Origin of the sequence: Halobacteroides halobius DSM 5150 (genome assembly GCF_000328625.1) — a bacterium.
Classification (GTDB): domain Bacteria; phylum Bacillota; class Halanaerobiia; order Halobacteroidales; family Halobacteroidaceae; genus Halobacteroides; species Halobacteroides halobius.
This window is the reverse complement of record NC_019978.1, coordinates 1,117,170-1,133,376: the sequence shown is the minus strand read 5'-3', so window position 1 is coordinate 1,133,376 and position 16,207 is coordinate 1,117,170. Positions and strand designations below refer to the sequence as shown.

12 protein-coding genes are annotated in these 16,207 nt (G+C 31.4%); all 12 read right to left on the bottom strand.

All coding sequences use genetic code 11. From position 1 onward, the window contains the following. Positions 1–48: 48 nt before the first annotated feature. Positions 49–1,272, bottom strand: a complete 1,224-nt coding sequence (locus tag HALHA_RS05560) for a family 4 glycosyl hydrolase (protein WP_015326805.1) — start codon at positions 1,270–1,272, stop codon at positions 49–51. A gap of 79 nt (positions 1,273–1,351) precedes the next feature. Next, a complete protein-coding gene (locus HALHA_RS05555) occupies positions 1,352–1,618 on the bottom strand; it encodes a hypothetical protein (protein ID WP_015326804.1) in 267 nt (88 codons plus the stop codon). 133 nt (positions 1,619–1,751) lie between these two features. Then, complete coding sequence (locus tag HALHA_RS05550; protein WP_015326803.1) at positions 1,752–4,472, bottom strand: calcium-translocating P-type ATPase, SERCA-type; 2,721 nt, start codon at positions 4,470–4,472, stop codon at positions 1,752–1,754. A 121-nt stretch (positions 4,473–4,593) separates the two neighbouring features. Then, positions 4,594–6,270 (bottom strand): 5'-nucleotidase C-terminal domain-containing protein, encoded by a 1,677-nt coding sequence (locus HALHA_RS05545; RefSeq protein ID WP_015326802.1) that lies wholly within the window; start codon positions 6,268–6,270, stop codon positions 4,594–4,596. Between the two features lie 267 nt (positions 6,271–6,537). Further along, positions 6,538–6,819: an acylphosphatase gene (locus HALHA_RS05540; protein WP_015326801.1), complete on the bottom strand. Its 282-nt coding sequence runs from the start codon at positions 6,817–6,819 to the stop codon at positions 6,538–6,540. A 145-nt stretch (positions 6,820–6,964) separates the two neighbouring features. Continuing rightward, positions 6,965–8,548, bottom strand: coding sequence for a DEAD/DEAH box helicase (locus HALHA_RS05535; RefSeq protein WP_015326800.1), 1,584 nt, complete (start codon positions 8,546–8,548; stop codon positions 6,965–6,967). Positions 8,549–8,678: 130 nt separating this feature from the next. After that, the gene (locus tag HALHA_RS05530) at positions 8,679–8,870 is read right to left on the bottom strand and encodes a DUF3006 domain-containing protein (RefSeq protein ID WP_015326799.1); all 192 of its coding nucleotides are present in this window, start codon (positions 8,868–8,870) and stop codon (positions 8,679–8,681) included. Between the two features lie 30 nt (positions 8,871–8,900). Further along, on the bottom strand, positions 8,901–10,097 hold the full coding sequence (locus tag HALHA_RS05525; protein WP_015326798.1) for an MBL fold metallo-hydrolase: 1,197 nt from the start codon (positions 10,095–10,097) through the stop codon (positions 8,901–8,903). A gap of 434 nt (positions 10,098–10,531) precedes the next feature. Beyond that, the gene (locus tag HALHA_RS05520; RefSeq protein ID WP_015326797.1) at positions 10,532–10,855 is read right to left on the bottom strand and encodes a rhodanese-like domain-containing protein; all 324 of its coding nucleotides are present in this window, start codon (positions 10,853–10,855) and stop codon (positions 10,532–10,534) included. A 525-nt stretch (positions 10,856–11,380) separates the two neighbouring features. Next, positions 11,381–11,788, bottom strand: a complete 408-nt coding sequence (locus HALHA_RS05515) for a YkvA family protein (RefSeq protein ID WP_015326795.1) — start codon at positions 11,786–11,788, stop codon at positions 11,381–11,383. 6 nt (positions 11,789–11,794) lie between these two features. Continuing rightward, the gene (gene recQ, locus HALHA_RS05510) at positions 11,795–13,555 is read right to left on the bottom strand and encodes a DNA helicase RecQ (RefSeq protein ID WP_015326794.1); all 1,761 of its coding nucleotides are present in this window, start codon (positions 13,553–13,555) and stop codon (positions 11,795–11,797) included. Positions 13,556–13,570: 15 nt separating this feature from the next. Further along, positions 13,571–16,108: an SF1B family DNA helicase RecD2 gene (recD2, locus tag HALHA_RS05505; protein ID WP_015326793.1), complete on the bottom strand. Its 2,538-nt coding sequence runs from the start codon at positions 16,106–16,108 to the stop codon at positions 13,571–13,573. Positions 16,109–16,207: the final 99 nt, after the last annotated feature.

Here is a 16,207-nt window from a genome sequence, read left to right as displayed (position 1 = left end):
TACTCATTTACATATTAACATAAAATATATTTAACTTCAATAATACATTTACAAATTATTCTCTAAAATTTCACAAGCAATATCATAATCTACTACTTGAGGATTAGCTGCTAAAGCCTGTAAAATATCATTACTTTCTTGACTTAAAGCAGCTTGAGTTGCTAAATTACGATAATTAGCAGACTGTTGGATTATAGTCTTAATTTCTAATGAAACATTTGGTACTTGTAACGGTTTAATACCTGAAGAATTAATTACTGCTGGAACTTCTACAATCACTTCATCATCCACTCCAGAAATTAGTCCATCATTAGGAAGATTAACTATAAATTTCTTCTCTTGAGGTTGATTTAAAGCAGAGATTAAAGGAACAATTACATCAGAATACCAAATAGCCCCTCGCTGATAAATTAATTCAGGAATTTTAGTTAAATCCTTTTCTAAAGAGTTATTAATCTCATCTTGGGTAGCTAATAGTTCATTAGCCCGTAATTGTTCTTTATTTTTAGCCTTGTTAACCTCTTTTTTATGATGATAATAAAATTTAAGATAAGGTAGTGGAATAGCATTTAATTTCTTAATTAAATTACTATCAATCCCTAATTCTAATTTCTCCACTTTATTTATTAACTCCTCAATTTTATTCTCTCCATCTACATAAACTCCAGTATACCACCCTAAATGATTTAATCCCTGATATTCAACATCTATTTTAGCTGGATCTACTTCTAATAAATTAGCCATTTTTTGTATCATACCAACCGGTAAATCACAAATTCCTATTATATTAAGATTTGTTTTTTCTTCAAGAGCTTGCTGTACTATACTACATGGATTAGTTAAATTCATAAATAAAGCATCAGGAGCATATTTTTCCACTTCTTTAGCTAAATTCAACATAACCGGTACTGTTCGTAAAGCATTAGCAAATCCTCCTGGGCCAACCGTCTCTTCTCCAATAATATCATAAGTAAGCGGGAATTCTTCATCATCTGCTCTAGCCTTCATCCCCCCCACTCTAATCTGACAGAGAACAATATCAGCTCCAGTTAGTGCCTCTTGTCGGTCAGTTGTATAAGTTACATCAAAATCACAATCAGATTTAGCAATTAAATTTTGAGATAGCTGACCTATTCTTTCTAGTTTAGATTTCGTTCTACCATTTAAACAAACTTCATCAAAATCTATCCCTGCTTCATTATTAATTATAGCATCAAATAATAAAGGTGTATATAATCCACTTCCGCCAATAACTGTTAACTTAATTCCCATATTTCTAGCCTCCTATCTACTATCATTATCTTCTCGATGAAAGCTTAGTTCCCTGCATTATTTTTAAATTGATAGAAAATTATATCGATTTATTGTCTTCAACAAACCTCAATTCTGCTTTACTATTTAAAATAGTAATTACATTCATTTTAGTTCCTTCTAGTTCACAAACAAATATCACTCCTCGATGCTCCCTAATCTCCCTTTCTCCATTAGCAAATCCTATTAGTCGACTCCTCTTTACCCCTTCGACTATATTATGAATTGCTTTTTGACGACTAATTGCTTTTTGGCGCTGTTGGTATCTCTCAATAGCATGATCGGTAGCGTAAATATAATAATTCACTTTCTACCACCTCCTAGCTAAAAAATCAATACCTTAATCAATCTATATTCATTTATTAATTAAATTATCAATTTTTCCTAAAATAAAAAGAGCCCCTTTAAAAAGGACTCTTAGAAAATAAAGATTAACTTATTTATTCTTCATAACCTACCATAAATATCTGCCCTTGTATTAAATTAGTAATAAATTGTGCTATCTCTACTATTAATGTAGATCCTCCTGAAACTAAAAGTATTACACTCCATTCTCCTTTATTTAATAATGTAGTTTTAAATAAATCCTGGAAGAATGGAAAATATAATACTATCCAATGCAAACCAAAAGAAAGTAATACAGCCCCTAATAAGTATAGATTACTTAAAGGATTCATCCTTAATAGACTATGTTCTTCAGAGCGACAACTAAAGACAAAGAATAATTGAGCCATTACCAAATTAGTAAATGCCATTGTTCTTGCCTTAGCTAAAGAACCACTAAAGTTTAATCCAAATAAAAAGACTAATAAAGTACCCAAGCCGATTAAAATACCTTGGCCCATTATCTTCCACTTTAGTCCACGAGCAAAAACACTTTCATCTGCATCCCGAGGAGTTCGTTCCATAATATCATCGTCTGCTGGGTCTACTCCTAAAGCTAAAGCAGGTAATCCATCAGTAACTAAATTAACCCATAAGATTTGAATCGGTACCAATGGTAAGGGTAGACTTAATAATGAAGCCATAAACATGGTTAAAATTTCTCCAATATTACATGATAATAAGTATCGTATAAACTTACGAATATTATCATAAATAGCCCTTCCTTCTTCTATAGCAGCCACAATAGTAGCAAAATTATCATCTGCTAAAACTAATGAAGAAGCTTCTTGAGTTACATCAGTTCCTTTTTCCCCCATTGCAATCCCAATATCTGCTTCTTTAATTGCTGGCGCATCATTTACTCCATCTCCTGTCATAGCTACAATATCTCCTTTATCCTGTAATATATCAACTATCCTTAATTTATCTTGAGGAGATACTCGAGCAAATACTGCAATATTATCAATTTCCTGGGCCAAGCTTTCATCACTCATCTCATCTAATTCTAAACCTGTAACTACTCGATCTCCACTTTGTAATAATTTTAACTTCTTAGCAATAGCTACTGCTGTATCTTTATGATCTCCTGTTACCATCTTAGGACTAATACCAGCTCTTTTACAACGCAAAATAGCACCTTTAACCTCAGAACGTGGCGGATCCATCATTCCTACTAAACCTGTAAAGATAATCTTTTCTTCATACTTTTCTAAATTATCCCGATCTAATCTGCCCTTTATTTCTCTGTAACCAAGAGCTAAAACTCTTAAAGCCTGACTAGCTAAGTTATGATTAGCTGCCATAATTTCTTTTTTCTTCTTTTTAGTTAATCTTTTAACCTCTCCTTGATCTAAATAATGAGTACACCGATCAATTAAAACATCAGGAGCACCTTTTATATATAATTGATACTTATTTCTTTGCTTTGCTATGACAGACATTCTTTTTCTTGTAGAGTTAAAAGGAATCTCTAATCGTTCAGAGAAATCATCTTCTAAATCAGCTTTATCTAATCCAATCTTATCTCCTGCTAATAATAAAGCACCTTCTGTAGGATCACCAACAACCTCACGTTTTTTGTTATTATTTAACATAGCATCTTTAATTTCTTTTATTCTCTCAGATAATGAATTTGGCTTCTTAAGTTGGGCATTATTACAGACTACCCCTATTTCTAATGTTTTCTCTAAATTAGGCTGATCAAAACCTTCCGCTTGGCAATAATAGACCTTATTATTAGCATATATTTGCTCTACAATCATTTCATTTTTAGTTAAAGTTCCTGTTTTATCTGAACAAATTACTGTAGCACACCCTAAAGTCTCAACAGCAGGCAGTTTCCTAATAATAGCATTCCTTTTGATCATCTTTTGGACACCAATAGCTAAAGATAAAGTTACAATTGCTGGTAAGCCTTCTGGAATAGCTGCTACTGCCAAACTAACCCCAGCTAAGAACATCTTATAAATTGGTTCTCCTTTAAATATCCCTAAGCCTACTACAGCTAAACAAGCAATTAAACAAACAAAGACTAACCACTTACCTAAATCCTTTAGTCTTTTTTGTAAAGGTGTTAAATCAGTACTTGAGTGCTGCAATAAATCAGCGATTTGGCCCATCTCTGTACCTAAACCAGTAGAAGTTATTACTGCTTTACCTCTTCCTTTGGTAATTGTAGTTCCCATATGCAGCATATTCTTTCTATCCCCTACTGGAGTTTCACCTGATAAAACAGTAGATTCTTTTGTTGCTGGAACTGATTCTCCAGTTAATGAAGCTTCATTAGCTTCTAAATTAGTACCCTCAATAATTCTAGAATCTGCTGGAATTTTATCTCCTCTTTCTATAAGTATTATATCTCCTGGTACTAATTCTTTAGCAGGCACATCTTCTATATCACCATTTCTTAATACTCTAGCATTAGGAGCTGATAACTCTTTAAGTGACTCTAATGATTTTTCTGCCCTAAATTCTTGTACAAACCCCATAATTGCATTTAAAACTATAATCGCCAAGATTGTAATGGCATCAGCCATTTCTCCTAAGGCAAAAGATATTATTGTAGCTGCAATCAAGACTAAGACCATAAAGTCTTGAAATTGTTCTAATAATAAGCTTAGTATAGAATTGCTACCTTTATTAGGTAATTGATTAAATCCTATCCTATCTAGTCTATTATCAACCTCTTTATAATCTAAACCTGCATTTAAATCTGTATTTAATACCTTTTTCAATTCTGAGATTGATAAATTATATAGTCTATTCTCTCCTTTCACTAATTTTCCCCCTTTCTTATCTGGCTACTAATATAAACTATTCAGATTAACGAAAAAAAATAACCTAAAATAAAAATTAGGGATAACTCTATTTAGAGTTACCCCCTGTAACTAAATATATTTAGTTGCTTGGTAATATTAACTTATCTCCTGCATAAATTAAATCTGGATTTTTAATTTTATTTAATTTTATTAATTTAGACATCTTAATCTCTAGCCATAATGATAATTCAGATAAAGTATCGCCCCATTTAATTGTATATTCATAGTGGTTGCCTTCTCGTTCAATAGGAATAATTCTACCATCCTGTTCTAAAGCTACAACACCACGCTCTTTAATATAATCAATCACAATTTCATCTAAACTACCAGCTTCTTGAATAGTCTTAGCCTCTTTAAACATCCTATAACCATCACCACCAGCTGCCATAAAGTCATTAATAGCAACTTTATAATACTGATCTGGATCTATTGGATTATCATTAATCTGTAATGCTAATCCTCGTTTGCCTGCTGGTTGGGAAGGATTAAACATAAAAGATAAACCAGCTACCTGAGGGAATAATCCTTCATGAGCAGGATATTTTGAAATCCCATGTTCTATTGCTTCTAAAATAACCCTACCCTTTACCTTCTTAACTATAACGTAATTATTAAACGGTAGTACTTTAAGCACTTCTCCTTTAGTAATCTTACCCTGTGGAATAGAAGCTCTAATTCCACCACTATTAGTAATTGCTATATCTGCAACAACAGCTTCTAGCATAGCATTAGCAACTAAATCACCTAAATTAGTTTCTCCAGTTCTAATATCTTCTCTTGCTCCATTTAACTTAACTGCTGTTTTACCAATCACAGTAGAAGTGATTTCTTTATTCTTAGCTTTAATATCTGCAATCAATTGTAACATTTTCTTATCCTTTTTTACATTAGCTGCCTCTTCTTTAGTAATTAAATCTGCTCTTCCCTTCACTAACTTACCATCTTTAATAGTTAAATTTACCACACCTAAACTTTCTGTGTACTCTCCTGCCATTACAATTGGTGTATTATTGATAAGCTTACCTTTTTCTAGTTTGGTGTGACTATGACCATCAACAATTAAATCAATTCCTGGTACTTCTTGGGCCAATCTCTTACTAGTATATTTACTACCCTCACTTAAACCTAAATGAGTTAGTGCTATAATCAAATCTGGGTTAGACTTTTTCTTGATTAAATTAACCATCCCTTTTGCAGTTTTAATTGGGTCTTTAAACTCTAACCCAGCTACATTTTTAGGATGAGTTTTATAAGTTGTTTCTGGAGTAGTCAATCCTAAAATAGCCACCTTAACTCCATTAATATTTTTAATTTCACCTGGTTGGAATCTAAAAGCCCTTTGATTATCTGCTTTAACTATATTAGCAGAAATAATAGGAAATTCAGTCATCTTATTTAACTTAGCTAACCTATGATGTCCATAATTAAAATCATGGTTACCAGGAACTAATACATCATAACCTAATTTGTTATAGATTTTAGCGATACTTTTACCTTCATTTAAATTAGCAAAAGAAGTTCCATGAAAAGTATCACCTGCATCTAATAATAATACATTAGTTACTTCTTTACGAGCTTGTTTAACTATAGTTGCAATTTTTGCAAATCCCATTCCAGCATACTTACCTTCTTCTACATGAGCATGAGTATCATTAGTGTGGAAAATAGTTAAATCTATTGTCTTAGCCAATGCAACTGAAGAGACTAAACACAATACCAACAAGACTAAAAACACTGTCGACAATCTTTTTTTCACTCACTCCACCTCCACTTTTGGGATTCTTCTTAGTTATTATTTCTAGATAACTTTATGTAAATCCTGGAAAAATATTGTTAAATTTACACTAATGCTTGATTTAATATCATGAAATTAGTGGCTATACTTCCATATATTTAATTACATAGCATATTCATTTAATCTTATTACTTATATAATAGTATTATTTATACTAATTAAAAAATTTCTTAATCCAAAAAGAAAAGTCACCCCTTAAGGGGGACTAGATTCTAAATTACTTTTCCTTTAATATTTAATTCTAAACTTGTTAAATTCTCCCTTGTATTCTTCATCAGATATTTCAATATCAGTTACTTTACCAAAAGTTGGCCCTTGTTTAGCTATTTTAAGCATCTCTTTTACTTTATCTCTATCACCAGCAAAAACAGCTTCTACACGACCATCAGCTAAATTTTTGACCCAACCTGAAATCTCTAGTAGATTAGCATTTTGATTAATATAAGCTCGACAGCCAACTCCCTGTACTCTACCACTTAAATAAATACGTTTTCTAACTTTTTTAGACATACTATCCCCCTTATATCTGTTTATTTGGTATGTACGATATGTTACTTCTCTCCATAATTATTTTTTCCTGCAAAAAATTACTGATTCCTAAAATTGAAATAAGAGTTAACCTGTAAAGATTAACTCTTATTAAGTCAAATTATTTTTATTTTGGGTTAGCTGGTTCGATATCTATAGACTTACCTTTAATTGTCGTATTTTTCATAATCTTTAATACTTCTTTCCCATGCTCCTTAGGAACTTCCACAAAGGAATATCTATCATAAACATCAATCAACCCAACTAAATCACCAGAGATATTAGTCTCTCCAGCAATAGCTCCTACAATATCTCCTGGGCTTATATGCTGTTTTTTTCCTATATTTATAAATAACCTAACCATGCCTGGCTCTGCTCCAGTATTACCAAAGTATTCAACATTTTCTGTATCTGTTTGCGTTTCTTCTTCCCTAACTAACTTTAATAAAGCTGCTGCTATATCAATAGAAACATAATCCTCTTCAAGTTGTTCTTCAATTAACCTAGTTTCTTTAGTTAAATCATCTGCTTCTATGATATCTGCTACACTATCTAAAACCAACCCTAACTTAACTTCTTCTACATCACTAGCAGAAGGAATCTTCTTTCTTTTAATTTTAGTCTTAGTATACTTTTGAATTGATTTTAACTTATAAATCTCTTTCCCAGATACAAAGGTGAAGGCTTTACCTTTTCTACCAGCTCGACCTGTTCTCCCAATTCTGTGTACATAATATTCCTCATCTTGCGGAATATCATAATTAAATACCATCTCTATATCATTAATATCAATTCCTCGGGCTGCTACATCTGTAGCTACTAAAATTTCTATAGTAGCCGTTTTAAATTTGTTCATTACTCTATCCCTTTGGGGTTGACTTAATCCCCCATGTAATCCATCCACAAAATAACCTCTAGCTTGTAGCTGAATTACAAGTTCATCCACTTGCTTTCTTGTATTACAAAATACCAATGATAATTTAGGATCATACATATCAATTAACCTTGATAAAGCATTTAACTTATTACTTCTGTTAACCTCAAAATAGGCCTGTTCAATATTTGGAACAGTTAATTTTTTGTGCACTACCTTTACTATTTCAGGATTATGTTGATATTTCTTTCTTAATTTTAAAATAGGTTTAGGCATTGTAGCAGAAAAGAAAATAGTTTGTTTTTTTCCTTTAATACCATCTAAAATCGTTTCTATATCATCTCTAAAGCCCATATTTAACATTTCATCTGCTTCATCTAAGATAGCCATCTTCAAGTTATCAAACTTTAGAGTTCCTCTTCTCATATGATCCATTAAACGCCCTGGAGTACCAATTACAACCTGAACTCCCTTTTTTAAGGCTTTAATCTGCCGACCAATAGATTGACCACCATAAATTGGTAAAGTAGTAATCTTATTTTTATACTTTCCTAATCTCCCTAATTCTTCGGATACTTGAATAGCTAACTCTCTAGTAGGACATAAGATTAAAGCTTGTACATCTTTACTATTGGGGTCTACCTTCTCTAAAACAGGAATCCCAAAAGCAGCTGTCTTTCCTGTCCCGGTTTGAGCTTGTCCGATCACATCTTTTCCTGTTAGCAGATGAGGAATTGCTTGAGATTGAATTGGAGTAGCTTCCTCAAATCCCATATCCTCTACTGCTTTATTTATCTCTGGAGATAAATTTAATTCTGTAAACTTTTTCTTTTGCATTATAATTTCACTTCCCTTTTTAAATAACCATCTTATTTATTATATCATTATCTATAGTTTTTTCAAGTTATAACAAACTTTAGTAATAGATTCTCACAATTAACCATTTAATATTCACTTATTTATAAATCTATTCAAATAGCTCATTGGCTAATTCTTTAACCCTCTGTTTTTTATTATTAGTCTCTATTTGATCAATTATTAGTTTAACTACATCTCCTTCTTTAGCTTGCTTAGGAAGTACTGACTTAGGTAAATTAAAGGTTTGATTATTATACTCAATAATAACCTTATCTCCTTCAAATCTATCAATTATTAACAAATTTATTCCTCCTTGTTAAATAAATTATTATTAATAACTTAGATATTTAGAAACTAATTCTCCTTTAGAATTATATAATTTAGCCCCATCGCCATCATTATTCCAGATATACCAATCATCCCAGACTAATTTATCTTCTCCCGCAGTAGCATTTGGCCCTGCAACTACTTTTATAGTAGATTCTTCTTCTATTATTGTTCCAGCTGAAAAAACAAAATTTTGTCCTCCTGTAGTACTTACTAATCTCCAATGAGAAATATCTACTTTGTTACTTCCTTGATTCCTTATCTCAACTACTTCTTCTTCAAGACTTAGATAAGTTATTTTAACACTAGTTGATTTTGTAAGACTGGTATCTTCTCTAGCCTCAACATTAAAGGTTATATCTTCTCCATCACTTATAGCAATAATAGTTCCTTGTTTATCAGTACGATAGATATTGATCCCTCTCTGCTTAAGTCTAGCCACAACTTCAGTAGCTGGATGGCCATATCTATTATTATCTCCTGCAGAAATCACCGCATACTTAGGATTGACAGACTTTAGGAAAGAGATAGTAGTAGAAGAATTACTTCCATGATGAGGCACTTGCAATAGATCAGCTTGCAAATTAATATTTGTATCTATTAAATCAGCTTCTATTTTTGCTTCGGTATCTCCAGTAAATAAAAATGAGTTTTGTTTATATTTAATTTTAGTTATAACAGACCAATTATTTAAATCTTGATAATTATTATTTACTGGGCCAACTATCCTGGCCTGCAGATTGGAACTAGCAATTAATTTAAGACCTACTTGAGTTGCTATAATCTGCTTTCTTTTAGACTTAATTGCTTGTAATAAGTCTAAATAAGTTTCAGTTGTATGAGTAACTTGAGGTAGATAAATTTGACCAACCTTACAGTTATAAATTACTCTATCTAAACCACCAATATGATCCGCATGGGGATGGGTTCCAATTAAATAATCAATTTTTTCTATTCCCTGCTTCTCTATGTAATTAACTACTTTTGGCCCTTGATTATTCTTTCCGGCATCTATTAACATTACTTCTTGATTAGGTAACTGGATTAAAGTAGCATTACCTTGGCCCACATCTATAAAGTGAATCCTTAACTTATTATCTACAGTCAACTTTTTATCTTTAGCAATTAGTATTCCAGTTAGAGCTATAGTTAAATTTAAGACTATTATACTAACTAATAATCCTTTTTCTTTATTGCACATTATCTATTTTCCTTTCTTAATCTGCTATGAATTCTGATTCTAGTAGATTTATATAATGTTTCTAAGTTTACTTTATCTCCTCCTCATTTTTTAGGCTTTATTATAATTTTTATCTATAACTCTCTTTCTTCCTCCATAATATAAAAAATAGGCTATCATCAATTTTTTATAGGTTCATACTTAAAAGTTATTTTACCAATCAAACAATTGTCTTTAAAACTATATTTATGATTAAATTCTCTTTTCCTCTTTGATCTTGTTTATTAAAGCCATTCCTAGATCATTATTAATCATTAATTGTCCAATCTCTTGACTTAACTGTCTAGCTAATTCAATATCATCATCTGTTAATATTGATGTTTTATAGGTGCGAAATTATAAAACCCTGCACTAAAGTGCAGGGCCAACTTTATTTCAAAACTATAGTAAATCAGTCAATTAACTTTTCCTTGCCATGCTTTCATACCGCCAGGCATATTCTTAACCTTCTCATATCCGGCCTTAACTAATTTCTTAGCTGCCTTCTTACTTCTCATTCCAGAAGCACAAACAGTAATGATCTCTTTATTCTTATCTATCTTATTCAAATTACTTTCTATTTTGCTGACCGGAATATTCAGGGATTTAGGAATATGGCCTTGCTTATACTCTCTTTTTGTTCTAACATCTAAAATTTGAATCTGTTTATCATTTAGTTTTCCTTCTACTTCTCGGGGCGAAATATTCTCTATATTACTTCCAAATAAAAAGTCAAACATATTATCACTCCTTTGGGTGTCTGATTCTTAACTTAATTATCGAATAATCCCCTGCTTGTCCTCCTAATAATCTTCCTGTTTCCTCAGTTGGCAAAAGAAGCATATGGTCCTTTTTCAAAGAGAACATAATTCTGTCTCCCTTAAATATTATATTGTGTACCAAAATTTATATTTATATATCTTGATATTATGATATAATAATTTTACGATATTATCAAGGGAAAAATAATTACTTTCAATTGATTTTTGTGAACAAAGTTGTAGCTTAACTTTAAATAAGACAATGTAACTACCTTGTTCAATAAGATAGTTACTTAATATAGCTTTAGTTTATATTATTTGTTCGCTTTGAATTAATATTATTGGCTTTTAGCTGCATATATTATATTATTTTTTTCTTTTTTATCAATGCTTTTACATAATTTTTTCTTATGATATTATTATCTAGATAAGATATTTACTATTAAAGTTAGCTACAATTCTGTAATAAATTGATCATAAGCAACCGTACTAATACAAAAACCATCAGGACCTGTCGCATATTATCAATTCTCCATCATCTTTCCACTCTTTATAACTTTTTATTTCAGCTGAAATTTGATTAAAGACAATAGTAAAAGCTACTGCATCATCTGCAAAACCAGCTATGGGAATAAAATCTGGCACTAGATCAGTCGGTAAAACAAGATAGGCCAAACAAGCTATAATTAATCCTAAAGTACCATCATCAATATAATATCTTTGATCTGAATGATCCTTTAACATAGCAACTAATAACCGCACCTGGTCTAGAAATTCAATCTTACCTTGTTTTTTCTCTAAAAAAGTTTCTACCTTACTTAAAATTTTAGTAATACTATCATGTCCTGTGCCCCATTTATTAGCTAACTTGCCTAAAAATTTTAGTATCTCACCATCAGTAAATTTATCCATTACTAATCACTTCCTCTCATTAATTTTCTCTAAAAAGCGTTGACCATATTTTTTAAACTTAGTGGCACCTACTCCCTTAACTTTTAACATTTCTTCTCCCTTAGTTGGTAACTTATCAACCATATCACGTAGGGTACTATCATGAAAAATAATAAAAGGAGGCACCCCTTCTTCTCTAGCTATCTTCTTTCTTAATTTACGTAAATTATCAAATAATTGATTACTATTAGTAATTTGTTTAGTCTCTTGACGAACTTTATGCCATACTTGCTCCTGTTGTTGTAATATTGGATAAGCTTTGTTAGTCAATTTAGCTACTTGATATTTTCCTTCAGTTAACTTAATATACTTTTCTGCTACTAAGAATTTAATCAGATTCTTAATCTCTTTAATTGTATAATCTTTAATAATTCCATAAGTTGATAATTCATCCAAACCTAACTCTAAAATCTCTTTAGCTTTTGAACCTCTTAAAACCTTAGCTACTTTCGAAATACCATATCTTTCCTTCATTCTATAAATACAAGATAAAATTTTCTGTGCTTCAACGGTAATATCTACTAACTGCTGGTTATCAGCACAGTTACTACAATTATCACAATCATCAGCTATATTTTCTTCGCCAAAATAATTTAATATATATCCTCGTAGACACCGACCAGTATAACAATAATCAATCATCTGTTGCAACTTTTGCTGGGCCAAGGCTTTGCGCTTAGTAGATAGATTAGACTGTTGAATAAAATATTTAGGTAATCTAATATCACTAGGCGAGAATAATAAAACACACTCACTTGCTTCTCCATCTCGACCAGCTCGACCTGCTTCTTGATAATATGACTCTATATCTTGGGGCATATTATGATGGATTACATATCTTACATTTGATTTATCAATTCCCATCCCAAAAGCATTAGTTGCTACCACTATTTTAATCTGATCATACAAAAATTTATCTTGGGTTTCTTTTCTTATCCTTTTATTTAAACCAGCGTGATACTTACCTACTGCCAAGTCCTGGTGTTGTAAAAATTTATGTAGATTATCTACTTCTTTTCTTGTTCCAGCATAGATAATTCCTGCTTCTGTACTATTTTTAGCTACATACTCCTTAATAAAATCCCGTTTATCTTCACCTTTAATTACTTTAAAGGTTAGATTGGCCCGATCAAAACTAGTAATGAATGAATCTTCAATCGCTAAAATGTTACTAATATCTTCTCGTACATCTTCTGTAGCAGTAGCAGTAAAGGCTGCTACTACTGGATTACTAGGTAATTCTTCTAAAAAATCAGCAATCAAAAGATAAGCCGGTCTAAAATCATGTCCCCACTGAGAAATACAGTGTGCCTCATCAACTACTACTAAAGAGACTTCAATTTCTTCTAATAAGCTTAGAAATTGATTAGATTGTAACCTCTCTGGTGCTATATAAAGCAGATCATAGTCTCTACTTTTAACCTTCTTAATTCTAGTTTCTATTTCTGTCTTACTTAAAGAACTATTAATAAAGGTAGCATCAATTCCTACTGCCTGTAATGAATCAATTTGATCTTTCATTAAGGAGATTAAAGGCGAGAAAACAATCGTAATCCCTGCTAAACAAAGAGCTGGAATCTGAAAACAAAGCGATTTTCCTCCTCCGGTAGGCATGACTCCTAAGGTATTATTTTTAGTTAAAATACTAGTTATAATCTCTTCTTGGCCCGCTCTAAATGAATCATAGCCAAAATAATCCTGTAAAACTTGCTTTGGTTCTGTTAACATCTATCTGCCTCCTGTTTACTCTTGATTTATTTGGGCTAGTTTATGAGTCTTAATTAAATCTAAAACAGTATTCCTACTCTGATTAACTTCATTATTTAAAGCCATATAAAAAGCTCTAGCCTGGCCAACAAGATAAACCTTTTCTTTTCCTCTAGTTAACCCGGTATACAAAAGATTTCTATTAAGCATGATATAATGAGAAGTAGATAAAATATAGACTACTATTGGATATTCAGAGCCCTGCATCTTATGAGCTGAACAACAATAAGCTAAAGTAGTGTATTTAATAAAATCCTGCTTAGGATATTCTATCATTCTCTCTTCTAAACCATTATCTAATTTACAAATTACTATTTCTTCTTTATCTGCTGCTCCTTCTCTAGATATTTCAGTATCTTCCTTGGCCCTGTTTTCAATTCTTAAAACTTCTAAAGTATCACCATTTACAATATCTAATTCTTTCATATTCATTGTCTGCATCACTTTATCATGACGTTTAACCTTTTTGTATTTAGTCTCAATTAAATAATCATGAGGATTAAATTCTTCTTGGATTAATTCATTTATAGCATTAATACCTACTATCCCATTATACTGCGGACTAATAATCTGCAAATTACTAAAGTCTACCTCATCACCTTCTAATTCATCTTTAATTAGCCTTGTAATATAATCCAATATCTGCTCATTATCCTTTTTAACTGATCTAATATCCTGATAGTCAATTATCCCCGGGTTAGTTCCTTCCGCTATTTTATTGCAAACCGTTGCTATATGACTATTACTATCTTGCCTTTTAATCTCATCAAGCTCTACAAATAATCCGGCTATAAAGTCACTATTAATCATATTAATAACATCCCTAAAAATATTACCAGGTTGAACAGGAGGAATTTGAGCAACATCCCCAATCAAGACTAAAGTATGATCTTGATTTAATCTCTTCAGTAACATATGCGCTACAGAAGTCGATAACATTCCTGCTTCATCAACCATAATTACATCATAATTACTAAATTCAAGGTTATAACAAGCACTATGGATTGTATGAGCCCGTTTATCTGTTACTTCAATTATTCTTTTGGCTGCTTTACCTGTTGGGGCCAAGTTCAAGACCTTATCTCCATTCTCAGTAAACATATTAATAATCCCTTTAGATACAGTTGATTTACCGGTTCCTGCTTTACCAGTCAAGACTACTAACTTCTCTTTTAGGCATTGCTCTAGTATCTCTCGTTGTTGCTTAGCATATGTAAAACCTTGCTCTTGTTCTTGCTCTTTGATTAACTCTTTAATTTCTGCTGTAGCTAAATTAACAGTAGCAGACCTAGAGTTAATCCTCTTTAACTTATCATAAATATCAACCTCTTGTTGATAGCTTTTTTCAGTCGCTACACATAATTTTTCCTGTTTAGCTAACAAACTGAGATCTTGCTTACTATCCTCAGTTAATGGATCCAAATCATCTTCAGTAAATAATACAAAGTCCTTAGTAAATTTTTTAGTTACTAATTCACCATTTTCTTTAATAGTATAACTTATTTCTTCAAACTGATAGTAAGCTTTTAGGACCTGATTAAAGGCTTGTTCTATCTCTAATTCCTCTTCAATAGTCTCTATTAACTCCTCTAATCTAAAGTAAGTATGTCCCCCTGATTTAGCTGATAAATAATAAGTTAAAAAGCTATTAATACGATAATTACTGTCTTTTTCTAAGCCAATCTCTTGAGCTATTTGATCAGCCTTTTTAAAACCAATCCCTCTTAATTCAGTAATCAAGTAGGGATTTTGTTGTAGGAGATTAATTAATTCTTTACCATACTTTTCATATAACTTAAAAATCATATTTTCAGTAATCTCATACTTAACTGCAAACTTAATTACTTCTTTAATCTTCATTTTTTCTTGAAAAGATTCAATAATAGTAGCCGCCCTTTTATCACCAATGCCTGAGATAGTAGTTAGCTTCTCTGGAGTTTCTCTAAAAACATCTAACGTATCTAAGCCAAATCTATCTACAATTTTAGTCGCAAAATGTTTACCAATTCCTTTAAAAAATTTAGAACTTAAGAAATGAATTAATGCCTGTTTATCAGAGAAAGGTAACTCTTTACTTTGTACTACATTAAAATTTAACCCGTAATCATTCTTCTCAAAATAGCCCTTTAATTCAAGTTGAGTCCCAATAAAGACGGGTGAACTTGAGACACAGGTAAAATCTTCTGCGGTATCTATTCTAAAAACATTAAACCCATCATCCTTATAAACTATACTAGTTACTTCTCCTTCTAAAACCTCTAAATCTTCTTCACTAGCTCCCTTCTCTTCAATCTCGATATTATGCTTATTGACCGTAATCTGATGATTTTTATATTTATCATTCCATACTTTTTGACCTGTTGTACTAACTAGATTTCCTGGTCTTATTTTTTTAGTAATCTCAGTTGGTAAATTCCCCTTAAGGGTTAATTGTTCGTGATTATCTCTTATAATCGAGAAGATATAAAAATTATCTTTATCATAGTATATTTTATTAATCCGTCCCTTAATCATCAGCCAAACCTCCCCAAATGCTACTTTTTACTTAGTATACCACTAATCACCTCTAAAATAAATCTCTTGCTTTAATAATCCTCATTCCTTCTACACTAA

Coding starts and splice junctions, on each gene's coding strand:
- HALHA_RS05560 (WP_015326805.1), bottom strand. CDS start 1,272: ATGGGAATTAAGTTAACAGTTATTGGCGGAAGTGGATTATATACACCT.
- HALHA_RS05540 (WP_015326801.1), bottom strand. CDS start 6,819: ATGTCTAAAAAAGTTAGAAAACGTATTTATTTAAGTGGTAGAGTACAG.
- HALHA_RS05535 (WP_015326800.1), bottom strand. CDS start 8,548: ATGCAAAAGAAAAAGTTTACAGAATTAAATTTATCTCCAGAGATAAAT.
- HALHA_RS05525 (WP_015326798.1), bottom strand. CDS start 10,097: ATGTGCAATAAAGAAAAAGGATTATTAGTTAGTATAATAGTCTTAAAT.
- HALHA_RS05520 (WP_015326797.1), bottom strand. CDS start 10,855: ATGTTTGACTTTTTATTTGGAAGTAATATAGAGAATATTTCGCCCCGA.
- HALHA_RS05515 (WP_015326795.1), bottom strand. CDS start 11,788: ATGGATAAATTTACTGATGGTGAGATACTAAAATTTTTAGGCAAGTTA.
- recQ (WP_015326794.1), bottom strand. CDS start 13,555: ATGTTAACAGAACCAAAGCAAGTTTTACAGGATTATTTTGGCTATGAT.
- recD2 (WP_015326793.1), bottom strand. CDS start 16,108: ATGATTAAGGGACGGATTAATAAAATATACTATGATAAAGATAATTTT.